This is a genomic window from Chryseobacterium viscerum (genome assembly GCF_002899945.2).
Taxonomy (GTDB): Bacteria; Bacteroidota; Bacteroidia; order Flavobacteriales; family Weeksellaceae; genus Chryseobacterium; species Chryseobacterium viscerum.
Window position 1 is genome coordinate 165,972 of sequence record NZ_PPEG02000004.1, and the last position, 17,334, is coordinate 183,305.

Here is a 17,334-nt window from a genome sequence, read left to right on the forward strand (position 1 = left end):
TTGATGCAAAAATTGTCTTTAGTAGGAGAAAATAGTTAGCTTTTTTAAACCATTAAGAACAGGTAGGAGAATAGTTAACCCTTTGTGATCTTAAAATTTCTCTAAGTTTTTGTAATTCATTTTTTTATTAGTGACTAGCAGCTAAAAGTTCTTCCTCCATTTGTTTTTTCAGAAGTCTTTTCTTTTTTCTGCTTGGCATTTTTTCATGCAGATACTGGAACACGACATACATTACCGGAATAATGAAAATCCCGAATATTACTCCTGTAAGCATTCCTCCTACGGTACTATAACCGATAGAGTGGTTTCCTTTTGAAGAAGCACCCTGTGTCCATACCAACGGAAGCATTCCCACGATAAAGGCAAAAGAGGTCATTAAGATCGGTCTCAAACGTAATCTTGATGCCTGAAGTGCAGATTCTATCAAGGTTTTACCTGCTTTTCTTCTCTGTACGGCAAATTCTACAATCAGGATGGCATTTTTGGCCAATAACCCGACCAGCATGATCAATCCTACCTGTACGTAAATGTTGTTATCTATTCCTGCTAATCCTGTGAAGGCAAATACTCCGAAAATCCCTGTAGGAATGGTAAGAATAACGGCAAACGGAAGAATATAGCTTTCATATTGTGCGGCTAATAAGAAGTAAACAAATAGGATACTTAGGAAGAAGATAAATGAAGTCTGTCCACTTGTTTTGATCTCTTCACGGGTAATCCCTGTCCACTCATATCCATATCCTCTTGGTAATGATTGTTGAGCAACTTCTTCTACCGCTTTGATAGCGTCACCAGTACTGTATCCAGGTTTTGGAGTTCCGTTGATGGTAACTGCATTGAAGAGGTTATTTCTTGTTACCGTTTCAGGACCGAAAGATCTTTTTAACGTTACCAATGTTTTTGCAGGAACCATTTCTCCTGATTTATTTTTCACATAAATTCCTTCCAGTGAATTGACATCTGTACGGTAAGGAATATCTGCCTGAGCCATTACTCTGTAATATTTCCCGAATCTGTTAAAATCCGATACAAAGCTACTTCCGAAATAAATCTGCATCGTCTGCATCAGCTCTGTTACAGAAACACCCAGCTGGTTGGCCTTATCAGTATCCACATCAATGGTGTACTGAGGGTTTCCTGCCGCGTAAGTGGTAAAGGCAAATGCAATTTCAGGTCTTTTCATCAACTCTCCAATGAACTGTTGAGTGGTTGTTCCCAACTGTTCAAAAGAACCATTCGTCTTATCCTGAAGCATGAATTCAAATCCGGAAACGTTACCGAAACCTTGTACAGTAGGGAAGTTGAAGAAGAATGCATTCGCATCTTTTACCTGGCTTACCTTTCCTGTAAGCATTGCTGCAATCTGGTCAGGATCTTTCATCTCACCACGCTTGTCATAATCTTTAAGCTTAATAAACCCTGCGGAATATGGAGAAGCGTTAGCATTACTGATGAAATTCATTCCATCTGCTACCCAAAGGTGGTTGGTTGCTTTTTCAGCATTGATAATTTTATCAATTTGTGCTGTAGCTCTGTGCGTTCTTTCCAATGAACTTCCCGGAGGAGTATTCACTGCATATAATACGAATCCCTGGTCTTCAGTAGGAATAAATCCTGACGGCGCTTTTTTGATCAGAAATACACTGGCTGCTGTAATGAGAACAAGGCCTCCTATAGCTACCCATTTATTTTTAATTAAAAATTTAAGGCTATAGATATATTTTCTGGTCATGCTGTTGAAGCTGGCATTGAAAGCATTGAAAAATCTTGCTCCAAAACCTTTTTTATGACCGTGTTCACCATGTTCTCCCTGAGGATCATTTAAGAACATTGCACATAATGCAGGGCTCAATGTCAATGCATTTACTGCTGAGATTAAAATCGCAATGGCCAATGTGAAAGCAAACTGTCTGTAGAATACCCCTGCAGGTCCCTGCATGAAGCCAACCGGAATAAACACGGCACACATTACCAATGTAATGGAAATGATGGCTCCTGAAATTTCGCTCATTGAGTTCATGGTAGCTTGTTCTACAGGCATTCCTGTCTGTTCCATTTTAGAATGGACGGCTTCTACCACTACAATGGCATCATCCACTACAATACCAATGGCGAGTACCAATGCGAATAGCGTAAGCATGTTGATACTGAAACCAAATAACTGAAGGAAGAAGAATGTTCCGATAATCGCTACCGGTACGGCAATAGCCGGGATCAATGTAGATCTGAAATCCTGAAGGAAGATATATACTACAATAAATACCAATACGAAAGCAATAACAAGTGTTTCTACAACCTGATGGATAGAAGCATCCAGGAAGTCTTTAGAATTATACATGATAATTGGCTTTACTCCTTTTGGTAAGGTCGTTTCCATCACCTTCACCTGATTTTCAATTTCAGTCAGGATTTCATTGGCATTGGAACCAGCAGTCTGTAAGATTGCAAATCCGGCAACCGGTTTTCCGTCTACTCTGTTGGTTGCAGTATAGGTATAAGACCCAAACTCTACTCGTGCTACATCTTTTAATCGTAAGAAAGAACCATCGCTGTTCGCTTTGATAGCGATATTTTCATAGTCTTCATTCTTATTCAGTTTTCCTTTGTATTTAAGGATATATTCGTAAGTTTCCTTACTTCCTTGTCCAAGACGGCCAGGGGCTGCTTCAAGGTTGTGATCTTTAATGGCTGCTAAAACTTCCTGAGGAGAAAGATTGTTAGAAGCCAGACGATCCGGTTTCAGCCAGATTCTCATGGAGTAATCCCTTGTTCCGAATACCTGAGCCTGAGCCACTCCGGGGATACGCTGTATCTGTGGAATTACATTGATCTTCAGATAATTTTGAAGGAATAATTCATCATATTGCTTTTCATTTTCACTGGTCAATCCCATGAACATGATCATACTGTTCTGAACCTTTTGGGTCGAAATTCCGGCTTGTACCACTTCCTGAGGCAGCTGGCTCATCGCTTTCGATACACGGTTCTGTACGTTTACAGCAGCATTATCAGCATCGGCTCCCTGCTTGAAGTAAACACTAAGTGTCATGGTACCGTCATTACTGGAGTTGGAAGTCATATAGGTCATATTCTCAACCCCGTTCACGGCTTCCTCAATAGGCGTGGCCACCGAACGTGCTACAACCTCAGCATTAGCTCCAGGATAGAAAGCCGTTACCTGAACACTCGGTGGAGCGATATCCGGAAAGAGGGCAATCGGTAAATTAAAGAGAGACAAGGCTCCCAATAATAAGAGTATTATGGAGATGACCGTTGAAAGGACCGGTCTTTCTATAAATTGTTTTAACATAAGAAGTTTATTTTTTTAAGTCTTCTGTATTCGGAATGGACTATAATGGTTTCGCTTTTAATAAGCTGTCAGAAGAAATATTTTTAGGTTTGATGGATGCACCATCTTTTAAGCTTCCAATTCCTGTGAATACTATTTTTTCTCCAGGTGTAAGCCCTTCAGAAATAAAATAATAGCTATCCGTTTTTCCTGATATTTTGATCGGTCTTCCAGTTACCTTCTGATCTTTACCCATTACATATACATAGGTTTTATCCTGAATTTCGAAAGTAGATTCCTGTGGGATCACTACGGCATTCGAGATCAGTTGCGGCATGCGTACTCTTCCTGTATTTCCTGTTCTTAAAGCTCCGTTTGTATTAGGGAAAATAGCACGTACACTGATTGCTCCGGTAGTTTTGTCAAACTGTCCATCTACAATACTCAATCTTCCTTTTTCAGGATATGTACTGTTATCAGCAATGACAAGATCTACCATTGGCATATTTTTCAGTTTCTCTTCCAGACTTGCTCCCGGGTATTTATTTTGGAAAGCAATAAAGTCCAGTTCACTTAAAGAGAAATACGCATAGATTTCACTGATATCAGATAATAATGTCAATGGATTTACATCTGTTCTTGAGATCAGGCTTCCCTTTTTGTAAGGGATTCTTCCGATATAACCGCTTACAGGAGCTGTAATGGTTGTAAATCCTACATTGATTCTGGCGCTTCCTACAGAGGCTTTGGCTTGTGAGGCAGCAGCAACAGCAGCTTCATAATTGGCTTTCGCTGTTTTAAGCTGTACATCAGAAACTACTTTGGCAGCAACCAGTGGCTGAAGTCTGTCTACTTCTACTCTTGCTTTTTGGATATTGGCATTGGCAACCTGAAGATTAGCCTGAGCCATATTCATTTGCTCGCCGTAGCTTCTTGAATCTATTTTAAATAACGGTTGTCCCGCTCTTACGTAAGATCCTTCTTCTACATAGATTCTATCCAGATATCCGTCTACCTGAGATCTGATTTCTACGTTGTTTTTCCCTTCCAAAGCGGTTGGGAATTCCTGATATGTAGTGGCGGGTGATGTAATAACGGTATAAACCGGAAGTTCTGGAGCTGGAGGCGCGGCATTGGTTCCTTCTGCGGCTTTGGTGCAGCTCTGTAAAAGAATTATACTTGCAATAAGTACAATAAACCTTGTTTTTCCAGGTAATTTCATTGTTGGTTTAATTTTTTTAATGAAGTGTTAGAGGTAAGTAATGTGTTTTGATAAATGCTGTGTTTTTTCCTAACAGTGTTAATAATTAGTTCAAAAAAAATTACAGAATTTTTAATGTGCAATGGGGTCGATAGTTTCCATAATTGAAAATTTTTAATGTTGATTTATATATGATAAGAATGAGGTGTATTCGTGTTAATTTTACTAACAGTGTTAATTGATGTGATAAAAATGCTTATCTTTAATTATTAAAATTGTAAGATTTTACATAAATTATTTTAGTTTTTTAATTAGTCTGAACTAAATTTTTCAATTAATTCAGTGTTAAGTTTCCTAACGGTGTTAATTTTTAATTCAAAAAAAATTTATAATGACTTAATGAAAGCCGAAACAGTTTCGTCCAAAGACGTTTTGTTCATCGTTGAAGGGATATCAGCAGTACGCATCATCATAATTGAGATCATTCCGTGAACGGCCGAAAACAGAGCATGAGACATATGGCAGGCATTGTCGGGATTTGATCCGTTTTTCATAATAATCTCATGAGTACATTCATAGATAAGCTCCTGGAATGATGAGAATTCTTTTTTCATCTGGCCTTTTCCGCAGCACTGCATACCAAGACCAAACATAAGCTGGTAATATTCCTTATTTTTAAAAGCAAAGCTCCAGTAAGCATCCACAATGGCAACAAGCTGCTCTTCCGGGGTACTGTGTTTCTGCTGAGCTTTTAATAATTCTATATGCAACTTGTGAAAGCCATCTAAAGAAATTTCAAATAGAATAGCTTCTTTATTTTCAAAATAATCATATACTACGGGAGCACTATACTCAATAGCATCTGCTATCTTACGCATAGAAAGCGAACCCCAGCCTTCAGTTTTAGCCAAAGTGAATGCAGCCTGCAAAATGTTTGCACGGATAGATTCTTTTTCTCTTTGACGACGTTCATGTAGGCCCATTATATTCTTTACTAACAGCGTTAGCAAAACTACAAACTTTTTAACATAACTTCCAAAGGATATTATGAGTTTTATAGATTGGGCGACTATTTAAAGAAAAATAAATCAAAGGCTGTAAGCTGGAAGAATGGGAGCTGGAGGTTATTTTTAGGGTTGAATAATGCAATAATAGAATTTGACTATAACTATTTTTGAGGGGGTAATATCTTCCCTCCTCCAGCTTCCAACCTCCTTACAATACTAAATAAAAATGTCTTATTCAGAACCCAGTTTATTAATAAAAAGAAATATCTATCTTTGCCACTAAAGAAAAAAGGATATGAATACTCCCTCAAATATGCTGGCATTAGGAACAAAAGCTCCGTTTTTTGAACTTCCTAACCCATCAAAAACGAATGAACTTCAGTCTTTGGAAGAGCTGAAAGGAGAAAAAGGAACATTGGTAATCTTTATGTGCAACCATTGCCCGTTTGTTCTTCACGTGATCGATAAGATCAATGAACTGTATGAAGATTATAACGAGCGAGGAATTGAATTTATCGCTGTAAACTCCAATGATATTGAAAAATATCCGGCAGATTCTCCGGAAAAAATGATCGAATTTCAGATTGAAAGAGGATTTGACTTCCCTTATTTATTCGATGAAAGCCAGGCGGTGGCCAGAGCTTATGAAGCTGCATGTACACCAGACTTTTATTTCTTTGATGATAAGCTTGATCTTGTATACAGAGGTCAGATGGATGATTCAAGACCTGGAAATAATAAAGATGTAACAGGTGAAGACCTTATTATTGCATTTGAAAATCTCCTGCTTGGAGAACCACAGGAAGAGATTCAAAGACCTAGCATGGGATGCAATATCAAATGGAAATAAGTAATGATCAGTTGCTGATTCTTACTCATTATATTATAAAGCCGCTCTTTTTAGAGTGGCTTTTTTATTTTTAGAACTTTTTTGAAGCTTAAAACATACTATTAAAAACTCACCTTGGTTTTAACTTCTTTCTCAACCTTCAAATCGACATTGACTTTATTGTGAGAGTAATTTTTTATAAACTCAGAAGGCGTTTTCCCTGTATATTTCTTAAACATCCTGTTGAAGTACGTTACATTATTGAATCCGCATTGATAGCTGCATTCTGAAATAGACCTGTCCTGTACCATCAGCAGGCATGCCTTATTGATTCTATATCGGTTCACAAACTCTGTGAAAGTAATCTGAGTGGCTTTTTTAAAGAAATTACAGAAAGCCGGTAAAGTGAGATTGGCTAATTTCGCGACTTCTTCAATGTCAATTTCCTTATCATAATGATGCTCTACATAAGTGAAAATGTTTTCCAGCCGGGTTTTATTTTTTGAAATAATGGTATAAGGCATGATTTCGTTATTTAAGAGATCATAATCGTGACATTTTGAAAGTTCAAAAAGAATTTCCAGCAGCAGCAAATATCTTTTATAGCCTTCCGATTCCAACATCAGTTTCAATTTGGGGAGCATTACTTTTTTTACTTTGTGATGAAAATGAATCCCATATTTTGAAAGCTCCAGCAGATTTTTGATAGATCGGGCTTCAACTTCCTGTTGGGGAAACTGAAGAATTTCTTCTTTGAACTGAAGGACAATCTCCTCATGTGGATCAATAGAGTTGAGCCCAAATCCGGAGTGGGGAATATTGGACCCTATTAAAACCAGATCTCCATTCGTATAATTACTTTTATGGTAACCTACGTGACGGGTTCCGCTCCCGGAAATGACACAGACCAGCTCAATTTCCGGATGATAATGATACTCCCATTTGAATTCTGAAATAGGAGAGTTATTATGAATCGTACGGAATGAGCTCTTCTCATTGGGGATCACTCTTTCAAAAGTAACTTTCATTTAATTAATCATATTTATTTACTAAAAATACTAATTATATTAATATAGTTCAAATATTCATTTACTGTGTTAAATTATCGTTAACAGAAATGCTTCTATCTTAGCCGACAAGAAATAACCTGAATGAAAAATCTTAACATCAAGGCCGTTTTATTTTTAAACTATTTTGTCTTCGCAATTCTTCTGAATTCTGTGGGAACAGTGATCCTGCAGGTACAGCAGAATTTTGGAATTTCAAAATCTTCGGCCAGCATTCTGGAAGGTTTCAAAGATCTTCCGATTGCGATATGTTCTTTCATTCTGGCATCATTTCTTCCGAAAATCGGGATTAAAAACTCAATGCTAATCGCCTTATTCCTGGTAAGCTGTATGTGTTTTGTAATGCCTTTTACCAATGAGTTCTGGGTATTCAAATTATTATTTGCCATTGTAGGAATTTCCTTTGCATTGATAAAAATCTCAGTTTTTACCTCTATAGGACTGGTTACAGAAACAGACAAAGAACATTCCAGTTTTATGGGATTTCTGGAAGGTTTTTTTATGATCGGAGTATTGGCAGGAAATCTTTTATTCAGTCTATATATTGATGATCATAATCCGAAATCTACAGAATGGCTGAATGTGTATTGGATCCTGGGAGGACTTTCAACCTTATCTTTTCTATTTCTGTTCTTTTCAAAACTGAATGAGCAGGAAGCTAAAAGTGAGAAAACAGACCTGTTGGGAGACCTGAAAAATAGTGTAAGCTTATTCAGTTATAAAAAAGTACTGTGCTTTTTATTGTGTGCCTTTCTTTTTGTATTGGTAGAACAGAGTTTCCAAACATGGACTCCTACTTTTTACAAGGAAATTTTAAAAATGCCAACATCCATGAGCATTCAGGCAGGAGCCGTTTTGGCAGGAGCTTTCGCTTTGGGAAGATTTTTGTCCGGGTTTTTCTCTAAAAAATTCAGCTGGATCTATGTAGTTTCTTTTTGTGTGGTAGGTTTTGCCATTAGTTTACTGCTGGTTTTACCCTTGACCCATAATATTCATATTGATACAAATACAACCTGGATGAATGCGCCTTTGGCCGTGTATTTATTTCCTTTGATGGGAGGTTTGCTGGCACCGATCTATCCAAGCATTAATTCTGTAATTCTTGCTTCGATTCCCAAATATCTGCACAGCGCGATGTCAGGATTGATTGTTGTTTTCTCAGCAATCGGAGGTACCATAGGCTCTATAATTACAGGTTTTGTATTTCAGGAGTTCAGCGGACAGCAGGCATTTTATCTTTCTCTGATTCCGCTTTCATTACTGATCACGTCTGCCGTTTTCATGAATAAATTAAAAATTAATCCTAAAAAATAACAATGAGTAATCAGCTTTACATAAACGAAATTCAAAGTCTGTTTGATGAGGTACAGAGGTCTGAAATTTTTGAAGATCAGAAAATGATGACAGATGCAGTTCCGCTATTTCCAATTGCGAAGATCAATGAGGATTATGAAAGATTAAAAAATACTGAAGATTTTGATCTGAAAGAATTTGTAATGACCCATTTTGACTTTTTGGGAGCAAGAGTTTCTGTTCACAGAGACAAGCAGCTTCCCATTGGAGAGCATATTGAAAAGTTATGGGATGAACTGACGCGTACAGCCTATGAAGAAAAAGGAACACTTTTAAAATTGCCGAAACCCTATATCGTTCCGGGAGGTCGTTTTAATGAGTTTTTCTATTGGGACAGCTATTTTATTATGTTGGGATTAAAAGCTTCCGGAAGAGTAGAAATGATGGAAAACATTATTGAAAACTGCTCTTACCTGATTCAAAATGTAGGCTTCGTCCCGAATGCGAGCAGAACTCATTTCCTGAGCAGATCGCAGCCTCCTTATTTTTCGCTGATGCTGGATCTTCTTTTTGAAACCCAAGGCGATGAAGGAATTTATACCCAATACCACGAAACGCTGGAGAAAGAATATGCTTTCTGGATGAATGGCGAAGAGTCACTTGAGAATAATTCAAGTGTAAAAAGAGTGGTAAGAACACAGGATGGAGATATCCTGAACCGTTACTATGATGCAGAGAATGCACCACGTCCTGAAAGTTACCTGATCGATATTGAAGATCACGAAAAAGGTGCAGGAGATGAATTTTACAGAAACATAAGAAGCGGCTGCGAGTCAGGCTGGGATTTTTCCAGCAGATGGTTTGCAGACGGAGAACATATACAGACGATAGAAACGCTGAACCTTGCACAGGTTGATCTGAACTGCCTTTTATGGCATTTGGAAAAGACTTTGGCAAAATCTTCAGCACTTCAAAATCTGAGTGAAAAAAACAATTATTTTTCAGAAAGAGCAGCAAGCCGAAGACAGATGATCAATAAATATTTCTGGGATGGAAATACTAACAATTATAAAGATTATCACACTAAAAAAAACACAAAAACACCGTCTGAACATATTGCTGCTCTTTACCCTTTATTCCTTGGAATTGCAGATCAGGAGCAGGCGGAAGCAGTTGCCAAAGCAGTTGCTGAGAAGTTTCTTTATCAGGGAGGCTTGGTGACAACCACCAAAAACTCAGGTCAGCAGTGGGATCTTCCCAATGCATGGGCTCCTTATCAATGGCTGGGCTTTAAAGCAATGAAAAATTACGGCTTTGATGAACTGGCAGAAAAAATTAAAAACAACTGGTGTTCCAATGTAGAAAGGGTCTACAAAAACACTGGGAAACTGATGGAAAAATACAATGCATTAGACACAGAAACAATAGCAGGCGGCGGGGAATACCCCAATCAGGACGGATTCGGTTGGACCAATGGAGTGTATTTACAATTACAACAAAACTGAAACTAACAATAAAAGATATGGCTATGAAAAAAAAATCGATCTTTTTAATCGCCGCAACAGCTACGTTATACTTTAATAATGCTTATGCCCAGGAAACTCCGAAAGATTCGGCAAAAGTTTCTTCTATAGATCAGATTGTCATTACCGGAAATTCCGGTCCTAAGAAAAAAATAGAATCCAGTACTGCGATTTCTACATTTAGTGCCAAAGAAATTCAGAAACAGAACCCAATCAGTGCCGCGGCATTACTACAGAGGGTTCCTGGATTTGCTGTGGAAACTTCAGGAGGTGAAGTAGGGAACAACCTTTTTGCAAGGGGGATTCCTTCTGCAGGTGCCTATGAATTTGTACAGGTACAGGAAGATGGTCTTCCGGTTTTTGAAGATGGAGCATTACAGTTTGCCAATGCTGATAACTTTTTCCGTGTAGATAATTCGGTCAATCGTCTGGAAGCTTTGAGAGGAGGTTCAGGGTCTATTTTTGCTACGAATTCTCCGGGAGGGCTTATCAACTTTATTACCAGAGAAGGAACCAATGATTTCAGAGGAACTGCAAAAGTGGAAACCAGTACCTATGGATTGATGCGTACGGACCTTAATGTAGGGGGAGCATTGGTTCAGGATAAATTATTCTTTAATATCGGTGGTTTTTACAGAACAGACAACGGAATCAGAAAGACTGGCTTCAAAGCCAATGACGGAGGTCAGATCAGAATGAATCTGAAATATGTCTTTGATAAAGGCTATGTAAAAGTGTATTATAAAAAACTGGACGACAGAAATACGTTCTTCCTTCCGATTCCTTTGACCCAAAATGGGAATGATCTGAAAGAATTTCCAGGTTTTGATCCTAACTATGGAACATACAGCTACCGATCAATCAGTCAGTTGAATATTCCACAAGCAGGAGGCGGGTTTTTCAAAAGAAATCTTGAAGATGGAATTCATCCGAAAGTAGATGTATTAGGCGCTGAGTTTAAATATGATCTTGGAAACAATTTCAGTGTTTTAAACAAAACAAGATATACCAATATCAATATGAATTATACAGGGATTTTCCCTGCCGGAGCTCCATATACAGCAGCAGATTTTGCGAAACGCAGTGGAATTACCGGAAGTAATTATCAATATTCAATGGTAAGCAATGGCGGAATTGTTAATCCACAATTCGTACAGGAACTTGGATTCTGGGCTATTGACAAACAGATGAATAATTTTGTGAACGACTTACAGTTCAATTATAAATTTGATAAAGGAAACGTTACAGCAGGTTTCTACAAATCTAACTGGAAGTCTCATCAGTACTGGAACTGGAGTAATATTCTGGCAACAGCTACAGACAAACCTGAATTGCTAAACCTTGTAGATACTTCTCTTACCCCTTTGGATACCGGGTATTCAAAAACGTATAACGGAGTTACCAGCATGACTTTTCTGCAGAGAGACACTCAGACTCAGGGAAGTTTGAATGATCTTTATGTAAACTTAGACTATAACATCACCGATGCTTTAAGTGTGAACGGAGGTCTTCGTTACAGCCACGATTATTATAAAGGAAATTTTGCTAATACAACGACTGGCAATTTAAATAATTCTGGGTTGACAACGGATGGAACTCACGGTTTCAACACGACCACTGCTGATGATAATATGAGCGTATTGGGAAATAAATACACGTACTGGAATTATAACATCGATAAAGTATCTTTCACCGTAGCAGCTAATTATAAAATCAACAGAGAAAATGCGGTATATGCCCGTTTTTCTAACGGTTTCAGATCTCCGAATGAAGAAGCATACTACAATTATTTCTCCAATCCAACTCCTGATAAACCGTTAAAATCTGTAACGACCAATCAGTTGGAAGTTGGATATAAATATTACTCGCGTACCTTTGATATCGCAGTGATTCCGTTCTATTCTACATTGAAGAATCTTTCTTTCACAGATATTTTCTCTAATGGAAAATCTGAAAATACATTTGCCAATACACAAAACTACGGGGTTGAATTTGAAGGATATGCCCGTCTGTTCAATAATATTTTAGAAGTTTCATTCAATGGAACAGTTCAGAGCCCTAAATATAAAAACCTGGAAGCTGGAAGTGTTCTTGAAGGAAATGTAGTACGAAGAATGCCGAAGTTTTTCTTCAATATTTCACCGGCAGTCAATATTACAAAAGCATGGAGAGCCTATGCAAGTATGAATTACTATGGAAAACGTTTCCAGGATGAGAAAAATGTACAGACGTTACCTGCTTTCACAGAATTTGGTGCAGGAATGTCTTATCAATTAGGAAAAATACGCTTTGCAGTGGATGGAACCAATATCTTTAATACCATTGGTATCACAGAAGGAGATCCAAGAGCAGGATCACCAAACGGAGATGGAACAATCATGGCAAGACCTATTATGGGGGCTGCTGCCAGAGCATCCATCACACTGGATTTCTAAATTCTATTTCTTTATAACAACAAAACCGTCAGAATTTCTGACGGTTTTGTGTTTTTTACTATTACTGCCCGATAAAAACTATAAATACATTGAAAATATCAATATTTATGGTATAAATTAACAGGTCGCTCCTCCGGAGCTATAATTTTAAAACAAATACTTTCTATTAACAGTTAGCTCCCATTGGAGCTGGATTTGATCCCATCGGGATCTACTGTTAGTAGAAAAAATGGAGTCCCCATAAAATATAGCTCCGGAGGAGCGACCTGTTAATTATGCTTAAATTTTATCGAACAAGAATGATTTTTTATATAAAGTGTCACATCTAAGGTTGATTCAAGACATTTATATGACTCTCAAACTCTCCGACCCTCTTACTTCAAAAACGGATTATACTGTTTTTCAAATCCTATAGAAGTAGGATTTCCATGTCCTGAGAAAACCTGAGTATCATTATCCAGAATGAAAAGTTTCGATTTTATACCCTCAATCAGCTGATCATAATTTCCTTTATAAAGATCTGTTCTTCCGATGCTGCCTTCAAAAAGCACATCCCCGGAAATCATGAACTTTTGGTTTTCATTATGATACACCACACTTCCCGGAGAATGTCCCGGAACGTGATAGATTTTAAATTTTTCACCATCTAAATCCAGTTCATCACCCTCATTGATATATTCTACCTCCACTTTTACAGGATCTATCTGCATTCCGAATCTTACGCCGCTCGCCTGAAGCATATCCAGTACTTCCTGATCTTCCTGATGCATATTCACAGGAACTTTGAATGTATCAAAAGCCCATTGAAGCCCAAATACATGATCGATATGAGCATGGGTAAGAAGGATTTTCTGAATGTTCAGTCCGTTTTCTTTGATGAAGTTATCAATAGCCTGAGTTTCCTGTCCGCTCATATTTCCCGGATCAATTAACCACGCATTTTTATTGTCGTTATAGATGATGTAAGTATTTTCGCTTGCAAAGTTGAATACGAAACCTTGAATCTGAAGCATATCTGAATATTTTTTATTCAAAAATACAATATTATTAAGGAAATGGCTATCTTCGTCTTAATGAAAACTTTGCGAATATTCTTACTTTCTTTAGGCGGACTGGTCTTTGGACAAAACATCCAAAGTGTTCAGTTGTTTAATCCTCAGACCAATGATGAGACTCCGGTAATTAAAATTGGAGAACAATTGGTTCTAGGCTTTGATGATCTTACAAACGGCAGTCAGATTTACAGATATACATTCAAGCATTATGACAGAAACTGGAATGAAGATAATCTGTTTTTTACAGAATTTGCTACCGGAAGTATGAATGCGCTTCTGGATCAGTTTCAGTATTCTTTCAACACGTTACAGGCTTATACCCATTATAAACTGGTTTTTCCAAACGATAAAATCCAGCTGAAGGTTTCGGGGAATTATGAATTGATTGTTTACAAAGATTCCGCAGATCAGCCTCTTTTCAAAAAAAGATTTTATCTGGTAGAAGATATGACGGCTCTGGCTTTGAATATTTCTAGAATTGCAGATGCAAAGAATCCCAATATCAACCAAAGGGTAGAGGTAAATGTTTCTCCGAAAGGAGGAGATATTTCTTCCAATGTGAATTCAATCACGATGAATGTGATGCAGAATAACAACCCGAATATGGTGATTTCCAATCAGAAGCCAAGTGCTGTTTTAGGAAACCAGGTGCTTTTTCAGCAGATGAACCTTACTTTTCCCGGAGACAATGAGTTTTATTATTTCGATAATAAAAATATGAACATGGCTGCGGATATGGTACGTTCCACTGAAATAAAAGATGATGTCAACCAGACTTATCTTCATCCTGTATGGGCCTTTCCTTTAAATTATCAATATCAGCCGGATGTCAACGGAGCGTGGTATTACCGAAGAAATGATTTGGGAAGAGAAAGAGATGCCGATAGAGAAGGGGACTATTCATGGGTACACTTCTATCTGGAGTCGGATCCTGTAGATAAAGAGATTTATGTTTTGGGTGGGTTTAATAATTTTAAGCCAGGCAAAGAAAATCAGATGCAGTACGATGCAGCTACTAAACAATATGTGGCTAAAATATTCCTGAAACAAGGCTTTTACAACTATGTTTTGGTAACAAAAGAAGGAGAAGGGCCATTGAATTTCGGAGAGGTGAATGGTAATTTCTGGCAGACAGAAAACCTGTATCAGGCATTTCTTTATTATGCCCCATTCGGAAGAAACTATGATGGGCTCATGGGCTATGGAGAATTCAGAACTCCGATTGCGAATAAAAGATAATCATGACTTGATATATCAATTTACATAAAAATATACCATATAAAATGGGACTGTCTCTTAAGATGGTCCCTTTTTTTGATCTTGAAGACCTATATCTTGTCCCATTTTAGAATCTTTTTATTATTGTACGCATTGTAATGCACAACATAGTGAAAAAAAATAATTCACAAAACTTTGATTTCTGTTAAATATATCAATGTAAAATCCCTTTTATTTTAAAAATATTGTTAAATATTTTTCTTTGTTTTAAAATCATCATTGTGTTTTGTTTATTGATTTATAATATCAATTGAATTTTACTCATTGTTTATATCATTTTATTGTGAAAAGTTTATAAATTCGTCAACACAATCAACCAACCAAATATTATTATGAAAACGAAATTTATCTTAGTGGCAAGCGTTGCCGCCTGCTCTTTTGTTTTTGCACAAAACACACCATCAAAATTAATTCCGGGTAAAAGCGGATTACACGCTGAATTCATGCGATTCGAAAAAAATGCACCTTCTTTCCAGGGAAGCCCTGTCTTATTTGACGAAACTTCACAGAGAATTTCTCAAGGACAAGGGTTAAAATTGGGATTAGAAAGAGATGCTTTGGGCTTTGAAACCCACAGATTCCAACAGACCGTAAATGACATTCCTGTAGAATACGGAATGATGGCCGTACAGACAAAAGAAGGGAAAATCGTAGGACAATCAGGAAAATGGGTTCTGAATGTTCCGAAAGGAATTGGAAAGAAAGCCAATATTTCTGAAAAAATAGCTCTAGATAATGCTTTATCATTCATAGGAGCAGAAACCTACAAATGGCAGAATAGAGAAGAAGAAGATTTTCTTAAAAAAGACTCTAATAATGCCGATGCAAGCTTTGTTCCTAAAGGTGAATTGGTGTATTACTCAGATCCTACAGATGAAAATCTGAATGACTTAACATTAGCTTATAAATTTGATATTTATGCTGAAAAACCATTGAGCAGACAATATGTTTTTGTAGATGCTAAAAACGGAAAAGTATTGGGAACTGATGCAATCATCCACGAAGTGAATACTCCGGGTACAGCTACAACAGGGTACAGTGGAAGCAGATCTATTGTTGCTGATTCTTATAACGGCAGTTATAGATTAAGAGAAACAGGAAGAAATGGAGGTACCTCCGTAGAAACATACAACCTGAAAAAAGGAACTAATTACTCATCTGCAGTAGATTTTACAGACACAGATAATGTATGGAATAATGTGAACACCAACAAAGATCAGTATGCTACCGATGCTCATTGGGGGGCAGAAATGACTCTGGATTATTACTATACAAAATTCGGTAGAAAAAGTATAGACAACAATAATTTTGCCATCAAATCTTACGTACATTATTCTACTAATTATTTCAATGCATTTTGGGATGGTTCCAGAATGACCTATGGAGATGGAAGTTCCACAACAAACGGAGGAAAACCATTGACTGCACTTGATGTTTGCGGCCACGAAATTACTCATGGAATGACTTCTAAAACTGCAAATCTTGCTTATCAGAGAGAGTCCGGAGCATTGAACGAAGGTTTCTCTGATGTTTTTGGAAACTCAATAGAGCGTTGGGCAAGACCTACTCAGGCAAGCTGGACGCTGGGTGAAGATTTCAGTTATGTGATCAGAGATATGGCAAATCCTAATGCTTATAGCCAACCGGATACCTATAAAGGAAAATACTGGAAAGATGCAAGCAGTTCTTGTACTCCTCAGGGAAATCCTAATCTACCTGGATATAATGATTCTTGCTGGGTTCATACCAATTCGGGAGTGCTTAACTTCTGGTATTATTTATTGGTAACAGGAGGTTCTGGTACTAACGATAACAGCTTTGCTTATAACGTTACCGGAATAGGACTGGATAAGGCGGGAGCCATTGCTTACAGAACATTAACAACTTACCTGACTTCATCATCCAATTATGCGAATGCAAGAACGTATTCTATCCAGGCAGCTACCGATTTGTACGGAGCAACCAGCAATGAAGTAACTCAGGTTAAAAATGCATGGAACGCAGTAGGTGTAGGAGGCGGAACTTCTGTGGCAGGAAAAGTGGCAGCTGTAGATGCTCAGCTTTATACAATAAGTCCAAACCCTGCAACCGACAGATTTACTGTAAACTTCGAAGGTAAAGCTGGAAGAGGAATTGTAGAATTGATAAGTCTGACAGGTAAGAAAGAAATTTCTGAAAAAGTAGAACTTACAGATGGGATCAATAAACTGAATATACAACTTCCTTCCAATATCCTTCCGGGAGTATATATTGTAATGGTAAATGGAGAAAAAGCAGGAAACCTGATTAAAAAGTAAACCAAATCTTAATATATTTCAGTAAAAAGGCCACAAGAATTACTTGTGGCCTTTTGTATA

Annotated in this window: 11 protein-coding genes; 6 read left to right on the forward strand and 5 right to left on the reverse strand. The window is 37.5% G+C overall.

Going from position 1 to position 17,334, the window contains the following annotated elements:
- Window positions 1-127 precede the first annotated feature (127 nt).
- The 3 genes from C1634_RS10105 to C1634_RS10115 all read right to left on the reverse strand — a co-directional run bounded on the left by C1634_RS10105 (window position 128) and on the right by C1634_RS10115 (window position 5,473).
- Window positions 128-3,310 carry an efflux RND transporter permease subunit gene (locus C1634_RS10105; protein WP_103233145.1) on the reverse strand — a complete coding sequence of 1,061 codons (3,183 nt, stop codon included), beginning with the start codon at window positions 3,308-3,310 and terminating at the stop codon, window positions 128-130.
- Window positions 3,311-3,350: 40 nt separating this feature from the next.
- On the reverse strand, window positions 3,351-4,511 hold the full coding sequence (locus tag C1634_RS10110; protein ID WP_109738354.1) for an efflux RND transporter periplasmic adaptor subunit: 1,161 nt from the start codon (window positions 4,509-4,511) through the stop codon (window positions 3,351-3,353).
- A gap of 365 nt (window positions 4,512-4,876) precedes the next feature.
- Window positions 4,877-5,473, reverse strand: coding sequence for a TetR/AcrR family transcriptional regulator (locus C1634_RS10115; protein ID WP_103235497.1), 597 nt, complete (start codon window positions 5,471-5,473; stop codon window positions 4,877-4,879).
- Between the two features lie 319 nt (window positions 5,474-5,792).
- On the opposite strand from C1634_RS10115, the gene C1634_RS10120 reads away from it, so the two are divergent.
- Window positions 5,793-6,347, forward strand: a complete 555-nt coding sequence (locus C1634_RS10120; RefSeq protein WP_103235496.1) for a thioredoxin family protein — start codon at window positions 5,793-5,795, stop codon at window positions 6,345-6,347.
- 101 nt (window positions 6,348-6,448) lie between these two features.
- Here the strand turns inward: C1634_RS10120 and C1634_RS10125 are convergent, their stop codons facing one another.
- On the reverse strand, window positions 6,449-7,354 hold the full coding sequence (locus C1634_RS10125; protein ID WP_109738355.1) for an AraC family transcriptional regulator: 906 nt from the start codon (window positions 7,352-7,354) through the stop codon (window positions 6,449-6,451).
- A 123-nt stretch (window positions 7,355-7,477) separates the two neighbouring features.
- Between C1634_RS10125 and C1634_RS10130 the strand changes: the two genes are divergently transcribed.
- The 3 genes from C1634_RS10130 to C1634_RS10140 are packed head-to-tail and all read left to right on the forward strand — an operon-like array spanning window position 7,478 to window position 12,644.
- Window positions 7,478-8,707 (forward strand): MFS transporter, encoded by a 1,230-nt coding sequence (locus C1634_RS10130; protein WP_109738356.1) that lies wholly within the window; start codon window positions 7,478-7,480, stop codon window positions 8,705-8,707.
- Between the two features lie 2 nt (window positions 8,708-8,709).
- A complete protein-coding gene (locus tag C1634_RS10135; RefSeq protein ID WP_109738357.1) occupies window positions 8,710-10,191 on the forward strand; it encodes a trehalase family glycosidase in 1,482 nt (493 codons plus the stop codon).
- Between the two features lie 23 nt (window positions 10,192-10,214).
- Window positions 10,215-12,644 carry a TonB-dependent receptor gene (locus C1634_RS10140; protein ID WP_103233479.1) on the forward strand — a complete coding sequence of 810 codons (2,430 nt, stop codon included), beginning with the start codon at window positions 10,215-10,217 and terminating at the stop codon, window positions 12,642-12,644.
- A gap of 374 nt (window positions 12,645-13,018) precedes the next feature.
- On the opposite strand, the gene C1634_RS10145 is transcribed toward C1634_RS10140, so the two are convergent.
- Window positions 13,019-13,657: an MBL fold metallo-hydrolase gene (locus C1634_RS10145; protein ID WP_103233471.1), complete on the reverse strand. Its 639-nt coding sequence runs from the start codon at window positions 13,655-13,657 to the stop codon at window positions 13,019-13,021.
- A 60-nt stretch (window positions 13,658-13,717) separates the two neighbouring features.
- Here C1634_RS10145 and C1634_RS10150 point away from each other — a divergent pair, with 60 nt between their 5' ends.
- Complete coding sequence (locus tag C1634_RS10150) at window positions 13,718-14,938, forward strand: type IX secretion system plug protein (protein WP_185145124.1); 1,221 nt, start codon at window positions 13,718-13,720, stop codon at window positions 14,936-14,938.
- A 371-nt stretch (window positions 14,939-15,309) separates the two neighbouring features.
- Window positions 15,310-17,274: a M4 family metallopeptidase gene (locus C1634_RS10155; RefSeq protein ID WP_103233473.1), complete on the forward strand. Its 1,965-nt coding sequence runs from the start codon at window positions 15,310-15,312 to the stop codon at window positions 17,272-17,274.
- Window positions 17,275-17,334 lie beyond the last annotated feature (60 nt).